The 18,816-nt window shown below is 42.8% G+C and carries 18 protein-coding genes; all 18 read right to left on the bottom strand.

The features are described 5' to 3' along the window. Nucleotides 1–61: 61 nt before the first annotated feature. Complete coding sequence (locus E4K67_RS01235; RefSeq protein WP_135544599.1) at nucleotides 62–748, bottom strand: heparan-alpha-glucosaminide N-acetyltransferase; 687 nt, start codon at nucleotides 746–748, stop codon at nucleotides 62–64. A 233-nt stretch (nucleotides 749–981) separates the two neighbouring features. Next, the gene (locus E4K67_RS01230; protein ID WP_135545134.1) at nucleotides 982–1,632 is read right to left on the bottom strand and encodes an O-methyltransferase; all 651 of its coding nucleotides are present in this window, start codon (nucleotides 1,630–1,632) and stop codon (nucleotides 982–984) included. A 214-nt stretch (nucleotides 1,633–1,846) separates the two neighbouring features. Then, nucleotides 1,847–2,842, bottom strand: a complete 996-nt coding sequence (locus E4K67_RS01225) for a DUF3307 domain-containing protein (protein ID WP_135544598.1) — start codon at nucleotides 2,840–2,842, stop codon at nucleotides 1,847–1,849. Nucleotides 2,843–3,028: 186 nt separating this feature from the next. After that, nucleotides 3,029–3,763 carry a SatD family protein gene (locus E4K67_RS01220; RefSeq protein WP_158408366.1) on the bottom strand — a complete coding sequence of 245 codons (735 nt, stop codon included), beginning with the start codon at nucleotides 3,761–3,763 and terminating at the stop codon, nucleotides 3,029–3,031. Nucleotides 3,764–4,176: 413 nt separating this feature from the next. Further along, nucleotides 4,177–5,400 carry an HD domain-containing phosphohydrolase gene (locus E4K67_RS01215; RefSeq protein ID WP_135545133.1) on the bottom strand — a complete coding sequence of 408 codons (1,224 nt, stop codon included), beginning with the start codon at nucleotides 5,398–5,400 and terminating at the stop codon, nucleotides 4,177–4,179. A 414-nt stretch (nucleotides 5,401–5,814) separates the two neighbouring features. Continuing rightward, entirely contained in the window at nucleotides 5,815–7,062 is a 1,248-nt protein-coding gene (locus tag E4K67_RS01210) for a globin-coupled sensor protein (RefSeq protein ID WP_135545132.1), read from the bottom strand. Between the two features lie 141 nt (nucleotides 7,063–7,203). Next, complete coding sequence (locus E4K67_RS01205; RefSeq protein ID WP_135544596.1) at nucleotides 7,204–7,596, bottom strand: nitrite reductase; 393 nt, start codon at nucleotides 7,594–7,596, stop codon at nucleotides 7,204–7,206. 49 nt (nucleotides 7,597–7,645) lie between these two features. Continuing rightward, nucleotides 7,646–8,410, bottom strand: a complete 765-nt coding sequence (locus E4K67_RS01200; protein ID WP_135544595.1) for an NAD(P)/FAD-dependent oxidoreductase — start codon at nucleotides 8,408–8,410, stop codon at nucleotides 7,646–7,648. 215 nt (nucleotides 8,411–8,625) lie between these two features. Further along, complete coding sequence (locus E4K67_RS01195; RefSeq protein ID WP_135544594.1) at nucleotides 8,626–8,841, bottom strand: hypothetical protein; 216 nt, start codon at nucleotides 8,839–8,841, stop codon at nucleotides 8,626–8,628. Between the two features lie 486 nt (nucleotides 8,842–9,327). Beyond that, nucleotides 9,328–9,885, bottom strand: coding sequence for a Fe-S-containing hydro-lyase (locus E4K67_RS01190; protein ID WP_135544593.1), 558 nt, complete (start codon nucleotides 9,883–9,885; stop codon nucleotides 9,328–9,330). Next, nucleotides 9,882–10,742 carry a fumarate hydratase gene (locus E4K67_RS01185; protein ID WP_135544592.1) on the bottom strand — a complete coding sequence of 287 codons (861 nt, stop codon included), beginning with the start codon at nucleotides 10,740–10,742 and terminating at the stop codon, nucleotides 9,882–9,884. Before E4K67_RS01185 ends, E4K67_RS01190 begins: the two co-directional genes overlap by 4 nt. Nucleotides 10,743–10,872: 130 nt before the next feature. After that, complete coding sequence (locus tag E4K67_RS01180; RefSeq protein WP_135544591.1) at nucleotides 10,873–13,314, bottom strand: cell wall-binding repeat-containing protein; 2,442 nt, start codon at nucleotides 13,312–13,314, stop codon at nucleotides 10,873–10,875. A gap of 173 nt (nucleotides 13,315–13,487) precedes the next feature. Further along, nucleotides 13,488–14,375: a triphosphoribosyl-dephospho-CoA synthase CitG gene (citG, locus tag E4K67_RS01175; RefSeq protein WP_274594819.1), complete on the bottom strand. Its 888-nt coding sequence runs from the start codon at nucleotides 14,373–14,375 to the stop codon at nucleotides 13,488–13,490. Then, entirely contained in the window at nucleotides 14,347–14,847 is a 501-nt protein-coding gene (citX, locus tag E4K67_RS01170) for a citrate lyase holo-[acyl-carrier protein] synthase (protein WP_199242427.1), read from the bottom strand. The genes citG and citX overlap by 29 nt, the downstream gene beginning before the upstream one ends. A 3-nt stretch (nucleotides 14,848–14,850) precedes the next feature. Beyond that, nucleotides 14,851–15,909 carry a [citrate (pro-3S)-lyase] ligase gene (citC, locus tag E4K67_RS01165; RefSeq protein ID WP_135544589.1) on the bottom strand — a complete coding sequence of 353 codons (1,059 nt, stop codon included), beginning with the start codon at nucleotides 15,907–15,909 and terminating at the stop codon, nucleotides 14,851–14,853. 112 nt (nucleotides 15,910–16,021) lie between these two features. After that, on the bottom strand, nucleotides 16,022–17,557 hold the full coding sequence (citF, locus tag E4K67_RS01160) for a citrate lyase subunit alpha (RefSeq protein WP_135544588.1): 1,536 nt from the start codon (nucleotides 17,555–17,557) through the stop codon (nucleotides 16,022–16,024). Beyond that, nucleotides 17,554–18,447: an HpcH/HpaI aldolase/citrate lyase family protein gene (locus E4K67_RS01155; protein WP_135544587.1), complete on the bottom strand. Its 894-nt coding sequence runs from the start codon at nucleotides 18,445–18,447 to the stop codon at nucleotides 17,554–17,556. Before E4K67_RS01155 ends, citF begins: the two co-directional genes overlap by 4 nt. A 104-nt stretch (nucleotides 18,448–18,551) precedes the next feature. Beyond that, nucleotides 18,552–18,815: a citrate lyase acyl carrier protein gene (citD, locus tag E4K67_RS01150; protein ID WP_135544586.1), complete on the bottom strand. Its 264-nt coding sequence runs from the start codon at nucleotides 18,813–18,815 to the stop codon at nucleotides 18,552–18,554. Nucleotide 18,816 lies beyond the last annotated feature (1 nt).

Below are 18,816 nucleotides of genomic sequence, written 5' to 3'. Positions count from 1 at the left end.
AAGTAATATTAAATGGGACACAAAAAATTGCACTTATGTAGAATCAATTAATTATTGCTCCTCACAAACGATTAATAAGGAAGATCATAACCAGAAGTATGGGTTGATGGATTAAATAGATACCTAAGGAATTTCGACTCAACCACTGAATCCCTGCAGAATCTTGTTGAAACGGAAATAGTGGTTCCGTCCGCTCAGCGTAGAAATATCGATAAGCCAGGACTCCTAAAATGGTCACAGCAAGATACGGAAAAAGGGGATAATAATCCATGGAAGCAAACCCATCGTACATAAGGCCAAATGGAAGCATAAGACTTGTGTTTAGCACTTGTTCTTTGAACCAGAATCCGAGAACAGTCGAAGAACCAGCAAGACCCCAAAGAGTCAGTGATGACAATCTGACTAGAAGCGGAGACAAGATCATTGAAACGCCTAAAAAGTGTAGAATCCCAAAACGTACATACTCATCTTTCATGAACAGATAGGTTACCACCGTGATGACCATGCCATAGAACAACACTTTCAGACCTCTCCTAACAGGGGATTTACTAAATCCACTTGAAAGCCCAGAAATAAAGATAAAAAGCAGGGCGGAAGCTTTTCCGATAAAAAACCAAAGTGGAGACCGATAATCAATATTGACTCCAGCAAACTCCTTCAGATCATATACAAAATGAAAGAGGACCATCAACACAATCGCAACCGCCCTTAGAACATCAATCTCCCCATGACGAATTTTCATTTTCATTCTCGCTTCATCACGCCCTTCCTGCCACTGTCCAGTTCGCTGTTCGCTCTGTTCCTAGTTACTTTGTTCATAGTTCGTGGTTCGTAGCTCCTAGTTCCTAACTCGTAGTTCCTAACTCGTAGCTCCTAACTCGTAGCTCCTAACTCGTAGCTCCTAACTCGTAGCTCCTACTCCTAGTTCCTAGCTACGTAGTTCCTTGCTCGTGGCTCGTAGTAGTGGCCCTATCAGATCTTTCACATCGCATTTAGCCGCCGACTGACTGACACCCCATCTCCAAACGGTAAAACAGTAGTGGTAAAGTCAGGATTCTGGCAAAGGTCCTCTAAGAATTGGCGAAGTCCATTCACCATTCGGTCATATTTTTCCACAAAAATACTTCCCGGGACCACCCACCCCCGAAAAAGTACATTATCCACCACCAGTACCCCTCCAGGTGAAATTAACGGGTAAATAAGATGCAAGTATTCTAGATATTCTCCTTTGGCAGCATCGATGAAAACAAAATCAAACATTGAATCTAGCGTCGGTAAGATCTTACGAGCATCTCCTCCTAACGCTGTGACACAATCCTGAAGACCTGCACGTTCAAAGTATTTAAGCGCTCGAGCACGCCGATCTTTATTCATATCAATCGTCGTGACATGCCCACCAGTCTTTTCCGCTGCACGGGCTAACCAAATCGTGGAATATCCGATCGCCGTCCCGATCTCTAAAATAGCCTTTGCGTTGCCCATATGTACAAGTAAGTTAAGGAAATTTCCGACCGTCGGCGTCACCACCGGAATTGTTTCCTTCAGAGCCTGCTCTTCCATTTCTTTAAGCAGTGGATCCCGTTCTCCCAACAATGTTTCAAGATATTGTTCCATTTCAAAAGGGTAAAACAAAGCCATCTTCCCTTCTTGTCACTAGAATTCCCACTACCACTTTACCACAGATGGTTTTAGAACGATAACTCATCAAATAGTAAGCCCCGTTTCATGATATTCACTTTAGTTTTTCGTACGAATTGAACTTAACAAACAAAGTTGATTGACAATCTCCATGGATGAATCCAGGGGATTCTTGGGTGAGTTAATATTACATCTCAGCAAATTATTATTAAAAAAATGTAATTTTCACAGCGACGGCGATAATAACCGCAAACAAAGCAGATAAAGTTGTTCCCAGAATATAGTATTCTGCAAAATCCGGGTTTTCCTTAGCTTGATTAAATCGAATAGCGGTCTTTGAACCATATAAGGCGGCCAGAGCATTCCAGGCACCCGCTAAAATAATACTAATGGTTAGAATACGCTCAACTCCACCGATATACCTCCCAGTTTTAGCATCTGCACCTAAATCTTTTCGTATTCCACCTAACAATGTCCTAACAACAACATTAGCTACAGACGTGACAAGACATAAGTAGATTAAAGCCAGTAGAACTTTCTTCATCGAAGTCAATGATTCAGAAACAGATACAGATCCATTAACATATTGATAATAAAAGCCCATGTAATGGCTTAAATCGAAATTGTATAGTGCATGGGCTGCAATAAAAATGCTTATTAAATGTAACACTTGGTCCCCAAAGAATAAGGGTACTGTCATATCGATTGTTTTCAACTTAGATTTTATGTGACCAGAATACGGACTTTGTTTCAAAATCTTTTCAGTTATCTTTTCGGTTATCTTTTCAGTTTCGGTAACCTTTTCCTTTTCTAATTCTCTTTTAGAAGTGGTAGCATCGACAGGGTCATAAGCGTCAATTTCTATCACTGTGCTCTTCTCTGTTACTGAAGTATTTTCAAGTTTGCTTGTCATAACAGAGTCGATGTCACAAATCTTCATTTCTGCTTGGATGGTAGACTTAACTATATCTAAAAGCCAGTGAAAAGAGTTTACTAAAAATAACACAATCCAGGGAATACTTTCAAATATAGACCTGAAAACTATTATATTTAATATGAAAATAATTACTATATGTATTGATACACCCTGCATTCGCTGCTTTATATCAGGATCTATTTTCAATTTGCATAACCGATCATTCTGGAAAACAAAGTCACCGGCCAAATGTGCTAGTAACAAAGCCAAAAAGTAATCTGAAAACATCCTTCTTCACCTCACCAGCTTATAGATAACCCGCAGTTATGACCTTATCTAAATAATAACATAATGAAATGACAATAATTTGTATGATTTGTACGATTTTTATAACTATATAAGTTATAAAACAAAGATATAACCTATACAGTTATATCTTAAAAATATAATAAATTTTTATTTGTAATTTATAGTTTATACAGGACTGGCATAGCTATTTTTTTTTCGATTTCCTCGTGCTTTTGGTGTATCTAAACACGTCTTAATGAGGGCATCAACGGTTGACTCCAGCTCTTTAATCTCACTCCAATAAGCTGAAGCCACCAGCTTACTAACTAAAGGTTGGGTACAGTTTAATAAGCTAGCAATGTCTCTTTGATTTTTATTTTCTCTTAAATATGGCAAAATCTCATTAAACCTATTGGCTTTGTGTATCCAGAACTTTCGCGAAACGGCAAGGAGCCCCAGCAAAGTATTTATTGTAGTTTCATCTTGCTCAATAATAGTGCTAGGTTCTGCCTTGAAAATTATGGCATGCCCTTTTCTATTATGGCTTATATCCAAAGCTTTTCTGGCGTAATGAAACGCTGGTCCATCCATACCTAGGGCTACTTTTTTAATATCCGTTAATATGCGCCCCAAACCAATACCAAAACGCACTTCTACAAATTTTTCCTTATAACTTTCTGCGTTAATACCTTCAATAACACAGGAAATAATCTCATACAGTGGTGCATTAGGTCGCAATAGTCCCTGGAATTCGTCGCCTAGCGTAATAAGAAAATCTGACACAATAAACTCTCGATACAGCTGGTTCACAGAGTCAAGTGTTTCCTCTAACCTAGATTGTACTTGTTTTCGCTGTTCACCAATAATCTTTTTGGAATCAACCAAATCTCCAATTACTGCTAGATAACGATTGCTGGTCATTTTTTCGTCCCTCCTTCCAGATACAAAGGTATTATTTACCAAAATATACTTATTAACACCATCTATTTTCCGTACATAATAAATTCTTTATCCGTTAGGTCTAGTGAATATTAAAATATGTAAAATAAAGCAGAATGTGAATTTGTTTTAATGGTTGGAATGGCGGAATCGTGACAATCCCTTTGGAGATAAAAACTGCGCTGATTATCCCTTAGCCGGCTACTTTAATCCTTTTGAGCATAAATAGATCACTATTACCATATACTTCCTCAAGTATATCATAATAGTGATCTATTATTCGAGGGTTTTACTATAATCGCGAAAATTCTACTTTTAAGTTTAAGTGAAATTATTCTCGAACTCTTTCAACAAATTACCTTAGGTACCAGAATAAATCGTTCAATCAAGCTCCCTTAAGATAGCATTCTTTTCGCCATCTCCACCAATCGTGCGTCCAGCATTGGCCCTGCTCCGCGCTGAATCAGCGCTAACGATTCACCTAGAGTCATCGCCAGACGATAAGGTCGATCCTCCGTTAGTGCCACAAAGATATCTGCAATTGCCATCAAACGGGATCCCTCATCGATTTCGTCTCCCACCAAAGCAAAAGGATATCCTTTGCCATCGAGACGTTCATGGTGATGAGCAGCCCATTCCACCATGCGAGTAGGAAAACCTGCCTCCGTCAATAAGCGATGCGTATGGTACGTATGCGTACGAATGATATCAATCTCAGAGCTGTTAAGTGGCCCCGGTTTATCCAGAATTTTCTTAGGTACAGAGAGCTTCCCCAAATCATGTAGTAAGCCTGCCACATAGATTTCGTGAAGCCGCTCCGACTTCCAACCTAATCCCCTAGCCAAACGCTCTACTGTTTCAGCAACCGACCGTGAGTGTCGCGCCGTAAATTGACTCTTCTGATCGATCAAATCAGCAAACGTTGTCGCCAAATCATCTGTGAACCCTATTTCTAATTCGCGCGTCGCAGGTAATTGCCACTGTCCAAATAAGAGCCCTAAAGAAATCTGGAGTAAATCAGGTTGTTCGATATCTAGCCAAAAAGCCTCTTTTTGAGCTACGTGTTTAAACGCAGAGGCAACCTCGGGATAAAACAACGTCCCAGTTTCCGCCGTGACCCATTCTATAATCTCGTCCCGCTCCCCATGGCTAGTTAAAGTCCGCTTCAAGCGAAGATCAACCTGATCTGCCAAGGACAAAATACGGGCCATTAACGGTACTTCCTCGTATGGCGCACGCAAAGCACTGGCCAAAGGATCTGGAGTTTCATGGTGATATTTGATCGCTGTGGTAAGAATCTCTCCCGATGGAAAACGTTCGACTATTGCCGCTCCAGAAAGGCAATGTTTTTCTAGGATCCGCGGATCTCCATTATATGCTCGAAAGCAACCAAGTGCTCCAATATCATGTAAAAGCCCAGCGACAGTGAGCTCCACCAACTCTTCTTTACTAAATTTTAGTACCCGACCTAAACGCATGGCAATATACGCTACACGTTCTCCGTGACGTTGCCCCAGTGAAAACTGTAAGCCCCTTTCAATTTCTTCATCTACCAAACCGAGATCAAGCGCATGTGAAAAACTCCACATACGGCGAAGATAGAAGGCATCTTGCAACAATTTCCGTTCCCCCAATAAAGCTACTTCTTGCTTTTTAGATATCAATCAGAAACCCCAACTTTATTTGACCAAAGAATTCAAGGGCAAGAAAAAACCGTCTCCGATTTACACGCAAAGCAGGACGGTGCACATGAAATGTGCCGTCCTCCAACCTCTTCGAAATGTCTAAACTTCCTCCGTACCACAACCACAAGCCCGGGACGAAGTGTGACAAGCGCTCGATGTCTACTTAAGCCGACCAGCAAACGTCCGTGCAGGCTCCCGGCCCCAGATACAGGGCAGCGCACATGAACGTGCAACCCTCAATGCGCCAAGACGACGCAATTGCGCAGGAACACTCACTCATGTTCTGCCCGACTCCAAAAGACAGGAGCTTGCGCGGTTAGTTTGCTCTGCGCTGTGTCACCTAATCACCTAATCTCGCAAACCCATCTGCGCCAGACTCGTCGCCGAGTTAGCCACATCTTCAGATGCAGCCCCTATTTGTCCAGCAGTCAGTGCTAAAGCATCAATCTGTTGAGCAATTCCCTGAACCTGTTGGATACTGGCATTAATTGCAGACATAATGTCTCCAAAACGGCCTACCACTTCGCTTGCCTCCGCTGCAGCAATCTGCATGGCGTCAGTGGTTTGAGCAATGGATTGATTCACGGCCAGAGTATTTTGCTTTGTGAGCATAATCAGTGCACTGATCTCTTTGACAGACTGTTCGGAATGAGTGGCGAGCTTCTTCACTTCCTCCGCAACGACACCGAAGCCTCGACCACTTTCTCCTGCACGTGCCGCTTCGATGGCAGCGTTTAAGGCCAAGAGATTGGTTTGGGAAGCAATTTCCTTGATCACATCCGTAACCGAAGCAATACGCGCGGAGCTATTATCGAGTTCGGTCATTTTCCCTTTCATCTCGGATGTCATACCCGCTAGACGCAAAATCGTTTCTGAGATCATTTGAATCTTTCGGGCACCCTCTTGTGCCAAAGCATCCACCTTTCCAGAGAATTGAGCCGCCTCAGACGCATTATTCGAAATTTGTGCTGTGGCTTCATTCATTTCCGATGCAGAGGCCGCTGTTTCTTCCGAAGTTGCCGCTAAGGCTTGGCTGGCTTCACTGACCCTGCGTTGCAAGCTATCAATTTCATGTAAGGCCTTCTCTAACTCAGCCTTTTTGTCAATTTCGGTCATATAAGATTGAATATAGCTAGCCATAACGACTTGCTGGTCAAAACTCAAGATTCTCTGAACAGCTAAAGAGGCGCGAATGGCCTGGTCAGTTTTTTTACGATAGTGCTTAAAAATCCGAGGTATGATTTCGTCGCAAAGAATTTGATTGGCACTCAGATAATAAAACGGAGGTAGATTGATCCGATTGTGAACCTCCCCAATCGTAACTCGCCACTGCATAAACTCTTCATCAATCTTGTCCGGAAAGAGAGAAAGCAGATACTTCTTCATGGTTATTTTCAACTTTTCCACAGACGAAAATTGTTCAATAATCGCTTTAAGCCCTGGTAATGTTGTGACATGAGCGTAGAAATTTCGGATGATTTCCTCCGAATCATGTTCAACGACTGATCTAACCTCTTTAATCAAGACCAACTGTTCTGAATCTATTCTCAACAAGCGAATGGATTCATCTAAGTCAAACTGGTGTAAGCGAATCAAACAGATCATCCTTTCATTATCTATCATTAAATTTTCTATTTAAGTGAGATTTCCTTCAAGCTACGGGAGTGGTTCGCCAAACTCAATTTTCGACTTTAGTTAAACGAGTTCACTATTTTCATGGGATTAAATTTATAATCCCTATTCCCCAGAAAGTATCTGATCCTTATCAGTAGTAAATTCTTTACCTTCGAGTAGAATTCCTAAGGCTGTGAGAACTACGTTTACCGTACAAAAGGCATCGTGCTCATCAATTGCACAGTCATCACATATACTTTGTACCTCACCGAAGGCCTCTTGCAATTCCATATTTTTATATCGTTCGGGAATCAAGGGCACGCTCCGGAACATATCCAGAATGTCCTCTGGGATCTTATCGTTAAATTTTTCCCCTGTCTGAGCGGATAAACTTAAGAATTCCTTGGCCATGAACAATTGGCACAAGGCAGAACATTTACACCCTTCCGCACAAGATTTATCCATCTTTGAAAATGCCTTATAGGCACTAAGCTTACTGAACCCCCGAGTTGCCATAGTAATCCCTGCTCCTTTTTTACTTTTAGTTAGGTCGTACTTATAACTATTACACAACATGCGGGTTATTCAGGACTTCTTCGATTGCCAGCGCAAACCGTTCCGAACCCGTTTTCTCTAAGACATGATAAAGCCGAACCCGGGCTCCTTCACCAAGCTCTGCTCCAAATTCCTCTGCCCCTTCAGCATAAGTTTCCAAAATCCGTTTCACTACAGGGATAACCTGGGTCCGAGGAATTCCTTTTCGCACTAATTTTCCATGCGTAGGACTCATCCCTGACTCAGAACCACCGATCCAAATCGAATATTTCCCGCGTGGCTCTGCCATCAGCCCCAGATCCTGGCATTGCACACCAGTACAATTGCGCGGACAACCAGATATTCCAATTTTAAAATCCCAAGGAAGAATCGTTCCGTAAAAGGCCTCATCAAGTTCCTTGGCGAGGCCTAAGGTATCTCCCCGAGAGTTTGGTGAGAATCCTTTACCAGGACATGCCGCGATGTTCCGAACGCTCCTATGTAAATTCGCTACACGGAGACCGATTGCTTGGAGCTGTTCTAAGGCAGTCTCAACTTTTTCTTTTGGAATAAGGAGCAGCGAGGTCATACGACGTGTGTTTTTAATGACCCCATCCTCCCCGACAATCTCGGCCAAAACCCGCACCTGTTTCCCGGTCAAAACCCCGCCCGGGGAATTTACAATTATGGCCACGATCCCGTTGGCTTGTTCCGCGATGGCCCAATGAATTCCGCTCTCACATTCAATCGCATCACCAGTCCAGCGATATTTATCATCTCGTTGAAGTTCCGTCATAAAACGTCTCCTCTCAAACAATTAAAGTAATTCTTAGTTATATTTCTATATATTTCGACTAAATCCTGCATGTTTGATTAGAATTTAAATATTATCCTAGAAACAGCAAAAGAGAGCCTCCGCGTTTGGCTCTCTTAGCTATTCATTCATTATCAAGTGATTGTTCAATTCATTGCTAAAAAGGTGTTTTGCTATGTTGACTCTTAATTTGTGCTTCATCCAGCACGACGACGGGTTACACGTTGAGTAAATTCATGAAAGAAAGGTTCGACTTCCGTTTCTAATTGTTCCACCGATCCATCGGACAAGACTTCATAAATTTTAACCTCACCGCCACCCTTCGTCCACTCGTGGCAACATTCTCTGCAGTAATACCGTTCACGGCCAATTCGGCCTACCTCACGTGCTCCACATAACGGGCAACCATTCATAACTCATGCCAACTCCAATCAGGATTTCAAAGACTATTTACATTATACCGCAAAACCCTTGACTTTTGCGGTATAAATTGTGAAGCTTTTGTGTACATTTCACTCTAAGAGGGTTTAATGCCCAAAAATAATTGCAAAATAATCCCAAATTTATCGAAATCTGATATTTTTCAGGTATGATTTCGAAAAAAATAGGATTTTAAGCAATAAAAGTCGAAAACTTTTTAAAATTTGCATTTTCCACTTAAATATAATAATTGAAATAATCGTAGGAATTCTCCAGGAATTACAACATCAGAAGTAATTTCCTTACTGAGGAAGATGGTTGGCGCAGGAACCTCGCTTTGAACAAGGGGCGTAACAAAACTCAGAAATTTTTCTGAGTGGTGGTGGGCTATCCTCGACAATAACGGCGATTCCCGAACAAAAAGGGTCTGTAACAAACTGGAGAACAAGTTTAGTTACAGACCCTTTTATTTTACAAACTTAAGCTCTTTTGTACTGTGCCTTTCCAAGGTCATAAAGATTGTTTCCCTCATGATCAATGATCACTATGACAGGGAAATCCTTGACGACTAAACGTCGTACTGCTTCTGGTCCCAGTTCAGGATAGGCGATTACCTCAGCCGAAACAATGCGTTTGGCAATCAAGGCTCCCGCTCCGCCAATCGCTCCGAAGTAAACGGCACCATGTTTCTTCATCGCTTCAATTACTTCTGAAGAACGGAGACCTTTGCCAATCATTCCCGTTAATCCTTCGGCGATCAGCTTTGGAGAATAAGCATCCATCCGACCGCTTGTCGTCGGCCCTGCCGAACCAATCACCTGACCTTCTTTAGCGGGACTGGGCCCTACGAAATAGATGATTTGATCTTTCATCGTGAAGGGAAGGTCAATGCCTTGCTCCATCGCCTCGACCATTTTTTTGTGGGCTGCATCGCGCCCAGTATAAATCACACCGCTAATTAAGACATTATCCCCGGCTTTCAGACCTTTGACCTTTTCTTGGGTAAGGGGAGTTTCAAGGCATATGACTTCGCTCATACAATTGCCCTCCCTTGCAAGGTGATTTCTTTATGACGAGTAGCATGACAGCCAATGTTTACGGCAACTGGCATTCCGGCGATGTGCGTGGGATAGACCTCTAAATTGACAGCGAGAGCAGTTGTCACACCACCAAATCCTTGCGGACCAATGCCAAGTCGATTAACCCGATCTAACAACTCTTCCTCGATCTTCGCCAGACGCTCTTCTGGATTATGGCTTCCCACTTCCCTAAGTAAGCTCTTTTTGGCAAGCAAGGTTGCTTTTTCCATCGTTCCGCCAACGCCTACTCCCACAATAATCGGAGGACAAGGGTTACCACCCGCTCGATCGACGGTGTCCACCACAAATTGCATTGCACCTTCCAACCCCTCAGAAGGCTTGCACATTTTCAAGCCCCCCATATTCTCACTGCCAAACCCTTTCGGAGCCACTACCATGTGCAAAGAATCGCCGGGGACAATATCATAATGAATCACAGCTGGCGTGTTATCTCCTGTATTGACCCGCTCAAAGGGGTCCTTGACTACTGATTTGCGTAAATATCCTAAGTCATAGCCACGGCGCACCCCTTCATTAATCGCCTCGGTGAGACCCCCACCAACCACGTGCAAATCCTGGCCTATTTCAACAAATAGTACGGCCATCCCAGTGTCCTGACACATTGGAACTCTTTCTTCGTGTGCAATTTCTGCATTCTCAATGAGTCGTTCTAACACCTCAATACCCAAGGGAGAACTCTCATCCTTTAAAGCTTTTTGAAATCCAGTCATGATGTCCGAGCCTAGATCATAATTTGCATCGATACATAGTTTTTCAACCGCTGAAATAATCTCTTCCACGAGTATTTCCTTCATCTTTTCGAATCCCCTCCTCTAAAGACATTTCCCGGTAGCAAATAAAGAATTCCTAATATATATGATAGTTCTGAATATTGTGAACTCTTCCTCTCATTTTACTACTTGGCCAAGCAAATGCAAGAGGAAATTAATTATCAGTTTTTGCAGAATAAACGTCGGAATACGGACTTGAACCAGTATTGTTTACTGCCTGAACTTTATAATAATAGGTAGTATCCGCCCATAGACCAGTATTTATATAGCCCGTGGTTGTTACTGTCGCAAGATGGGTATATGTTCCAGACGACGAGGTTGCTCCGTAAACATAATAGGATGTTGCTCCGCTTACTGAATCCCAAGTAAGGTTAATTTGGCTGGCACTCGCGGTGGTTGCAGTTATATTTGTCGGTGTGGAGGGTGCATCAGACCCATTGGAACTTCCATGAAGACTAGTTAGAATACTTTCAGGTACAATGACGGTTCCTCCAAAAACAACTTCTTTTTCGATACTACTTGCCTTACTTCTAAAGAAATTTATGGTTGACTGATCGACAGGATCGCTAACCAAGATAACTGGTGAATTTGTCAATGAAGCTAACGCTGACCCTGATAAAGCATCCGTGAAATATTCCCCTGTTGATATATAGCAGGTGCTGAAATCCAGTTCATTTGCGAATTCTTTAATAATACTAACATTTGTTTCATATCTATTGATCCCGCTAAGACGTTTAGGAGACGGAAGTTGCTTAAAGACATTCTCACTTATAACACCGGTTCCGCCGACAACATAGGTACTTTGTACATTTTTTAATAAATAGTTTTTTATATTTTCAGGCAAAGTATCCTTCGGTGTAAGGATAATCGGCATGCCCTTCATTGTAGCAATGGGCGCAATTGACAAGGCATCCGGAAAACTTACCCCACAAGCAACTACTGCTTGATCGGAGTCTCCCATGGCTTCAGCAATTTTTATCGATGTTTCATACAGATCCTTTCCCGCAATCCTTGAGACTTCTATTCCCATGTCTTTTATGCTTTGTTCAACGGCAGATGATACAACACCGGTTCCGCCTATGATAATAACGTTCTTTGTCTTTAAACGTGAAAGCTCAAGCTTTGTTTGGGCGTTTAAGCTAGCCTTTGTCGTCAGTAACAAGGGTGAATTATATTTTTGGGCCAGTGGGGCACTGCATAAAGCATCAGAAAAAACTTCCCCACTTACGATAATGGCGTAATACGAAGTATTCCATCCTGCTTTGGAGACTTCAACAGAAGTTGCATACATATCATTCCCCGCTAATCGCTCCGACTTGATTTCTGATGTTGGATCAGATGGAGGAGTAGTGGTGCCTGACTTAGAAGTTTTTGCATCAGCTCTTGAAGAATAGTCGCTTGTGTCACCAGAACTGTTGACAGCTCGGACTTTATAATAATAGGTGGTATCTGCTGACAAGCTGGTGTTTGTATAGTTTGAGCTTGTCGTTGTAGCAATTTTAGAGTAGGTACCTGAGGAGTCAGTTGATCTATACACATAATAGGATTTTGCGTCACTGACAGAATCCCACTTCAAATATATTTCACTGGAGCTTTCAACTGTAGCGCTAAGATCATTTGGTGCTGACAGATCATCTGACTCATCCGTCGTTGCATGTTCTTTGGAAGAATAGTCGCTTTTACCGGTACTGTCGACTGCTAGGACTTTGTAATAATAGGTGGTGTCAGGCGACAAGTTTGTATTGGTATACTTTGAGCTTGTCGTTGTAGCAATTTTGGAGTAGGTGCCTGAAGACGAGGTTGACCTATAAACTTGATAAGATGTAGCGTCACTGACAGAATCCCAGTCCAGGTATATTTCATTGGGGCCTTCTGCCGTAGCAGTAAGGTCTTCCGGTGCTGAGAGACTATCTGATTCATCCGAATCATCGGACTCATCGGACTCATCCGTGGTTGCATACTCTTTGGAAGAATAGTCGCTTTTACCGGTACTGTTGACTGCTAGGACTTTGTAATAATAGGTAGTGTCAGACGACAAGTTCGTGTTGGTATACTTTGAGCTTGTGGTTGTAGCAATTTTGGAGTAGGTGCCTGAAGACGAGGTTGACCTATAAACTTGATAAGATGTGGCGTCACTGACAGAATCCCAGTCCAGGTATATTTCATCGGGGCCTTCTGCCGTAACATTAAGGTCTTCCGGTGCTGAGAGACTATCCGACTCATCTGAATCATCGGACTCATCCGTCGTTGCATATTTTTTGGAAGAATACGGGCTTTCACCAGCACTGTTGAGGGCTAGGATTTTGTAATAATAGGTGGTGTCAGACGACAAGTTTGTGTTGGTATACTGTGTGCTTGTTGTTGTAGCAATTTTGGAATAGGTGCCTGAAGACGAGGTTGACCTATAAACTTGATAAGATGTAGCGTTATTGACGGAATCCCAGTCCAGGTATATTTCACTGGAGCTTTCTGCCGTAGCGCTGAAATCTGTCGGTGCTGATGGAATACTTGCCGCTAACGTGGTTTTGGGAAACAATAATGTTGAAACTAATAGGCAAAGCATCATGGTTATAAATCTGAGATTAACCTTTTCCATCCATTTACCTCCTCAATATTCTAGAAAATATTTTCCATATCATTCCTTATCAGTATTCAAGCAGATGTTTAATGTCTTTTCTCATCTGCGAAAACCTTACTACTTCTTTATTCTTGTCATATCTGCATAATCCTTCCTATCGTTGGGAAATATTTTAGAGTGAACTCGTTCAACTAAACGCCATCCATAAAGCCTTCTAATAAATGTAGAAATACTGTAACTCCTAATAAATCTGCACTCCCGCCCGGACCTATCTTGCGTCTACAAAAATCCTTATCCATTTCTTCGATCGCCTTAACTCCTGCGGGCGTTCTCATACCCCCCATAGAAATAATCTGCTTAGCTCTTTCTTGTACTTCTTTTAACACACCAAAGGAGTGCCTATGCAAAATATTTGTATCCTCGTTAAACTGCATAATACCTAACAGAGTTTGCACTAACCTTGAGTTTTGGTTTAACTCGTGATTTTCCTTATAAAACTCCAGGGAAAAGTCAAAGACCGTGGGTAATCCTCTTTGAACTTCTCCTCGGATACCTTCAACGTTATAGGTTAAAAAGAGTCTTTCACCGTGCGTCAACACAGATTTTGGGAGGTTTTTCAGTTCGCTAACTCTTGAATTTAACTCCTGTTCCACTAAACCTTCGGTCATATCTTGAATAATACTCTGCAATGATGAGAAGCAGGTACCCGATTGTATGGCTTTCCCTCCGGCCGCACAGCAAATACCCATTAAAAAAAGTGTTCCCTTGTGGGTATTGACGCCCGCAGTTTTGTGAAACATTTGGCATTCACCCAGTTGCCCAATCCGCCGAATTTGCCTGAAAATCTCTTTCGCGCTATCGTAAGAAAGCCCCGCTTCCGCACAACGGATCAGAGGATTAATAAGAGCGGTGGCACTATCAAGAAATGTGAAATAATCCATGTCACTATGTGCGCCTTTAGATACTTTAGAAACCAGCCCCGGCGACGGGGTGCAGGAAACCTCATAAAGCATTGCTTGTACTGCCAGACTCGCTAGGTGGATGGCTCGGTCATCGATATTTCCTAAACCTTTCTTCAATGTACTCTATAACCTCACTCTCACTATGTCGCCTCGCTCTTACGCAATGATGGGCATAGTCCTCACAGAGATAACATTTTCGTTTCGAAAACCCAAGTTCCTGTCGACTTATACTAGACCCCGATCTATTATACACGTCGAGATCTAAGCATCGCCCCAGACTATGTCCTTCTTCAATTTTGATGGCCAGCGTCTTTAAAGCCCAAACCCCTTCATCAACCGCAACGTAAAAAGCAGGACCGTCCGCCCCTTGGGTAAAAAGAGTTTCCCTCACCTTATCGCTTAGAATTGTACAAATCACAGGGCTCATTTCATTAATCATAGCTACTGTTATAGTGTTCGTTTTCTTGAGCCCAGGATAGTTTACTCTCATCCCTAAAAGCGGGGTGTTATAGCGTTTTAGGAGTTGCTCAATCAAAACAGCCCTTTGCTCCCTTGCTGCAAGCAGTTCATCAGCGGTGCATTCTTTCATCACTTAGTGCGGAGAGTCGCCACGTTTCAGCTTCTCCACGATCTCCTTTCCAAAACTTGTGTTTAGAAACTCTAAAGTCACTTCAGGCAGAAGATTGTTGAGTTCCTCACTCTGAAAATCTCCTACCTTCAGTAGGTTTCTAACTCGAGATGCACTTATAGCACTCTCTCCCAAGGATTTTCTCGGAATTACCGTCACCTTGACACCGTAGGACGGAAGGACTTTCTCTAAAGCCGCATTATAAGCCGCCGTAACCGGGCAATAGGGTTCTTCCCCTATATATCTCTTCGTAATGTTCAAGCGACCGCAAAAGTATTTGCCGAAAATTGAGGCGTCTAACTCTGAATATGCCCGTACCCTTGCCCCCTCTTCCTTTATAAAGTAGGAAGGAAAAGTAGTTGAGGATATTATGTACTCTCCACTGGGTAATACCTGAACATTTTCTAAATGCTCGACTCCCTTACTAACCAGTTCATATCTTGTTTTAAAGGGAAAAATAGATCGGTCCTCTTCAACAACAAACACCAGGACTTCTTGATTGTTCTTTGAAACTTCTTCTATTAAATAGTAATGTCCTAAGGTAAACGGATTACAATTCATCACAAGAGCTGCTTTTTCCGCAACTCCCAGCGAGTACCTGCTTTTCATTTCTGTGATAGCTTGCTGGATGTCATAAATCCCATTTTCCAAGAGAGCAACATCGGCATTGCTCTGGATAGGTTTATAGTTAAGAGCTTCAAAGAAATGTGAGTTCGCAGGTTTCGTAAAGATAAAGCTGTGGTATATACCCTCACTAAAAAGTTTATCGATCAGACTGGAAATCAAGCTGGCAGTTAGCCCTTCACCTCTAAATTCTTCTTTGACCGCAAAGCATTTTAGGACACTCTTCGCTTTAGAACAAGTGGCAAGAATATTCCCTCCGCCCGACACACCATCCCTAATGATTAGGGTATAATCCACATCTTGATCTAGTACTAAGTCAAAACCCTGGAGAAAGACTTCTACTTCTTCCCTTGCTACCCGATCCTTGAGATTTACCCGTAGAGGGTTAACTCCGTTCATTGATTTCGTCTCCTTTAGATGAAGGCAAATGAAGTTAGCAGATTACGACTTGTCGGCCTAAATGGTGCGAACGGTCTAAAAACACGGCCTACACACTATGCCTCACTCTGCCTCACACTGCCTTTACTACATCGATAACGCTTCCGTCCCGATATTCCACTACAGCTACGATCTTCTCTAGCGTTTGTACACCCTTGGGTATTCCCGTAATTCTCTCAGCCATCTCTTTTAATTCGTCGATGCTCACCAGAGGAAGGTTCGTATGACTGAGCTTTTCCATTAAATCTACTCTTCTAGGATTGACCGCGATTCCTCGTTCTGTCACGACCACATCAATACTTTCTCCAGGGGTTGTAATCGTTGTCACTCGATCCTTGATGATTGGAAGCCTAGACTTCATAAGATTAGTGACGACGATGGAAAGTTTTGCACCGGCCGCCGTATCACTATGCCCACCAGAACCACCCATGATCACTCCATTGGAACTTGTTGTCACATTGACATTAAAGTCGGTGTCGATTTCAGTAGCTCCTAGAATCATAATATCTAGATTGTTCACCACCGCCCCCTTGGTGTGAGGATTTCCATACATGGAGGCAGACATAGCTTGGTGGGTGGCATTAGATCTAAAGGAGTCGATGGCTTTTAGGTCAAAGCATTGGACATCAAAGAGAGTTTTAAAGAGTCCCTCTTCTAACATTTCCACAAGGTAGCCAGTGATTCCGCCGGAAGCAAAGCTCCCTACCACACCTTCACGCTGCATAATATCTTTAAGCTCTGAGGCGACTGCTAGGGAGGTTCCGCCTGCTCCGGTTTGAAATGACATGCCATCCTTAACTAAACCAGACGCTTTTATCACCTCAGCTGTCCTTTTAGCAATGATTAAGGCCACTGGATCTTTGGTAATTTTAGTGGTTCCCGAAACGATTCCTCTGGGATCTCCGATGGATTCAACCTGGACCACGTAATCAACAAAGACTTGGCTTATTTGAATCGGGCAGGCAGGGAAAGATACTAAATTGTCGGTAATAGCAACCGTTTTATCCGCATATTCTGCATCAGAAATAGCATACCCTAATGTGCCGCAAGCTGATTTACCATATACCCCATTAATATTGCCGTAAGTATCTGCCGTGGGTGATGCGATAAAGGCCACATCGATATGCAAATCCCCACTTTCTATGGCCCTTGCCCGTCCGCCATGGGTTTGCATGATAGCAGGTTTTTTCAATTTACCCTTCGATACTGCTTCCGCCACAGGACCAGATATGTAGTTTGAGACAAGACCCGTGACGACACCATTTTTGAAGTGCTCTACTAGGGGTTCATGAATTGGGAATATCGAACTAGCAGCAACGGTTAAATCCTTTAGTCCTCTTTTGGCCAACCCCTCAAGGACCATATTTAAGACATGATCACCATTTCTTAAATGATGATGAAAGGAAATAGTCATGCCATCTTTGATTTTGAGCAGATCAAAGGCCTGTTCCAGGTCGTCTAATACTTTCTGATTCGCAGGGGTTACGCTTGTCACATTCACTGCTTTTCGGGTCTTAATCCCATAATTCCTAAAAGTACCTTGAAACGGACTAACCTCTCCATACCCCTCAATATAAGCTGGGAGATCCCGACCTAATATCGTCTTCATCTTGCTCCACCCTCGCCACTAATAAGTCCTAGCCTAATACCTTGGTCCACCGTGGATGTTGCTCTATTGATAACCGGAGCATCGATCATTTTGCCGTCTAAGGCAAAGACTCCTTTTCCTTCCTTCTCTGCTTCCTCCATGGCATCTAGAACCCTCAACGCATGATTAAGTTCCGCCTCTGACGGTGCAAAAACAGAATGGATAATCTCAATCTGTCTTGGATTGATCGCTGATTTTCCTGTCATGCCCAAGCTCTTGGCCTTAGCGGTATCCTCTGCAAGTCCCTCGTAGTCATCCGTATCTGTGAACGGAGTATCAATAGAATCGACCTTTAGAGCCCTACACGCAGTAGCCACCTTATTGCGGGCATAAAAGATTTCCTCTCCCTCTCTAGTTCTTGCGATTCCTAAATCCGCAGTCAAATCCTCTCCTCCGAGTAATACCCCCACTACTCGCGTTGAGGCCTGTATTACATTGTACACAGTTTCCAATCCAACGGCCGTTTCTATGAGAGCAATCAGTTTAATACTGCCCGCGAGATATCCTTCTTCAGATTCTATTTGATCGAGCATTTTATCGACAAGCTTTATTTGTTCTTCATTTGCCTTCGGGATTAATAAGGTATCTGGTTTAACTCTGGCGATCATATCCACATCGTGTGGCCCAAATTCTGTATCCAAGGGGTTAACTCTCACGACGACTTCGACCTCTGAGTAATCGATCGTTTTAATGGCTTCTCTTACTAAAATTCTGGCACTATCTTTCTCCGTGAGACTGACTGCATCCTCTAAATCCAGGATAATGGAATCCGCCCCTAGAATTGCCGCATCTTGAAGCATGCCTGGGTTGTTTCCCGGCATAAAAAGCATTGATCTTCTTAGTTTTTCCACGTTCCCACCTCATCAAATTCTGCTCAGCCAACAAACTCTACAACTAGCCAAGCGCAGCGTACGCTTTAGTTAAAGCATATGATACAGTATCTATCTATCCCCTTCTACAGGGCTCTCTTAATAGCTGTTTCAACTCTTGCTCCGATCGTATAATCTAAAGCTCCCTTATCTTGGGCCTTAATCTTAATCCCCTCTACACTCATTTCCTTAACCTTATGTAAAATCACTTGCTCAATCACATCGCCAAACTGCTGCATAACGATACTTTCAAGTTCAAGTTCCACTCCTTCAGATTCAATGGGCATGACCATAATTAGAATATCATTGGATTCCAAAGAACCCGCTTTAGCAACCTTCGTTATTTTCATC

Source organism: Desulfosporosinus fructosivorans (assembly GCF_004766045.1).
GTDB classification, from domain to species: Bacteria; Bacillota; Desulfitobacteriia; order Desulfitobacteriales; family Desulfitobacteriaceae; genus Desulfosporosinus; species Desulfosporosinus fructosivorans.
The sequence above is the reverse complement of the archived record's forward strand: the minus strand, read 5'-3'. Positions and strand labels throughout refer to the sequence as shown.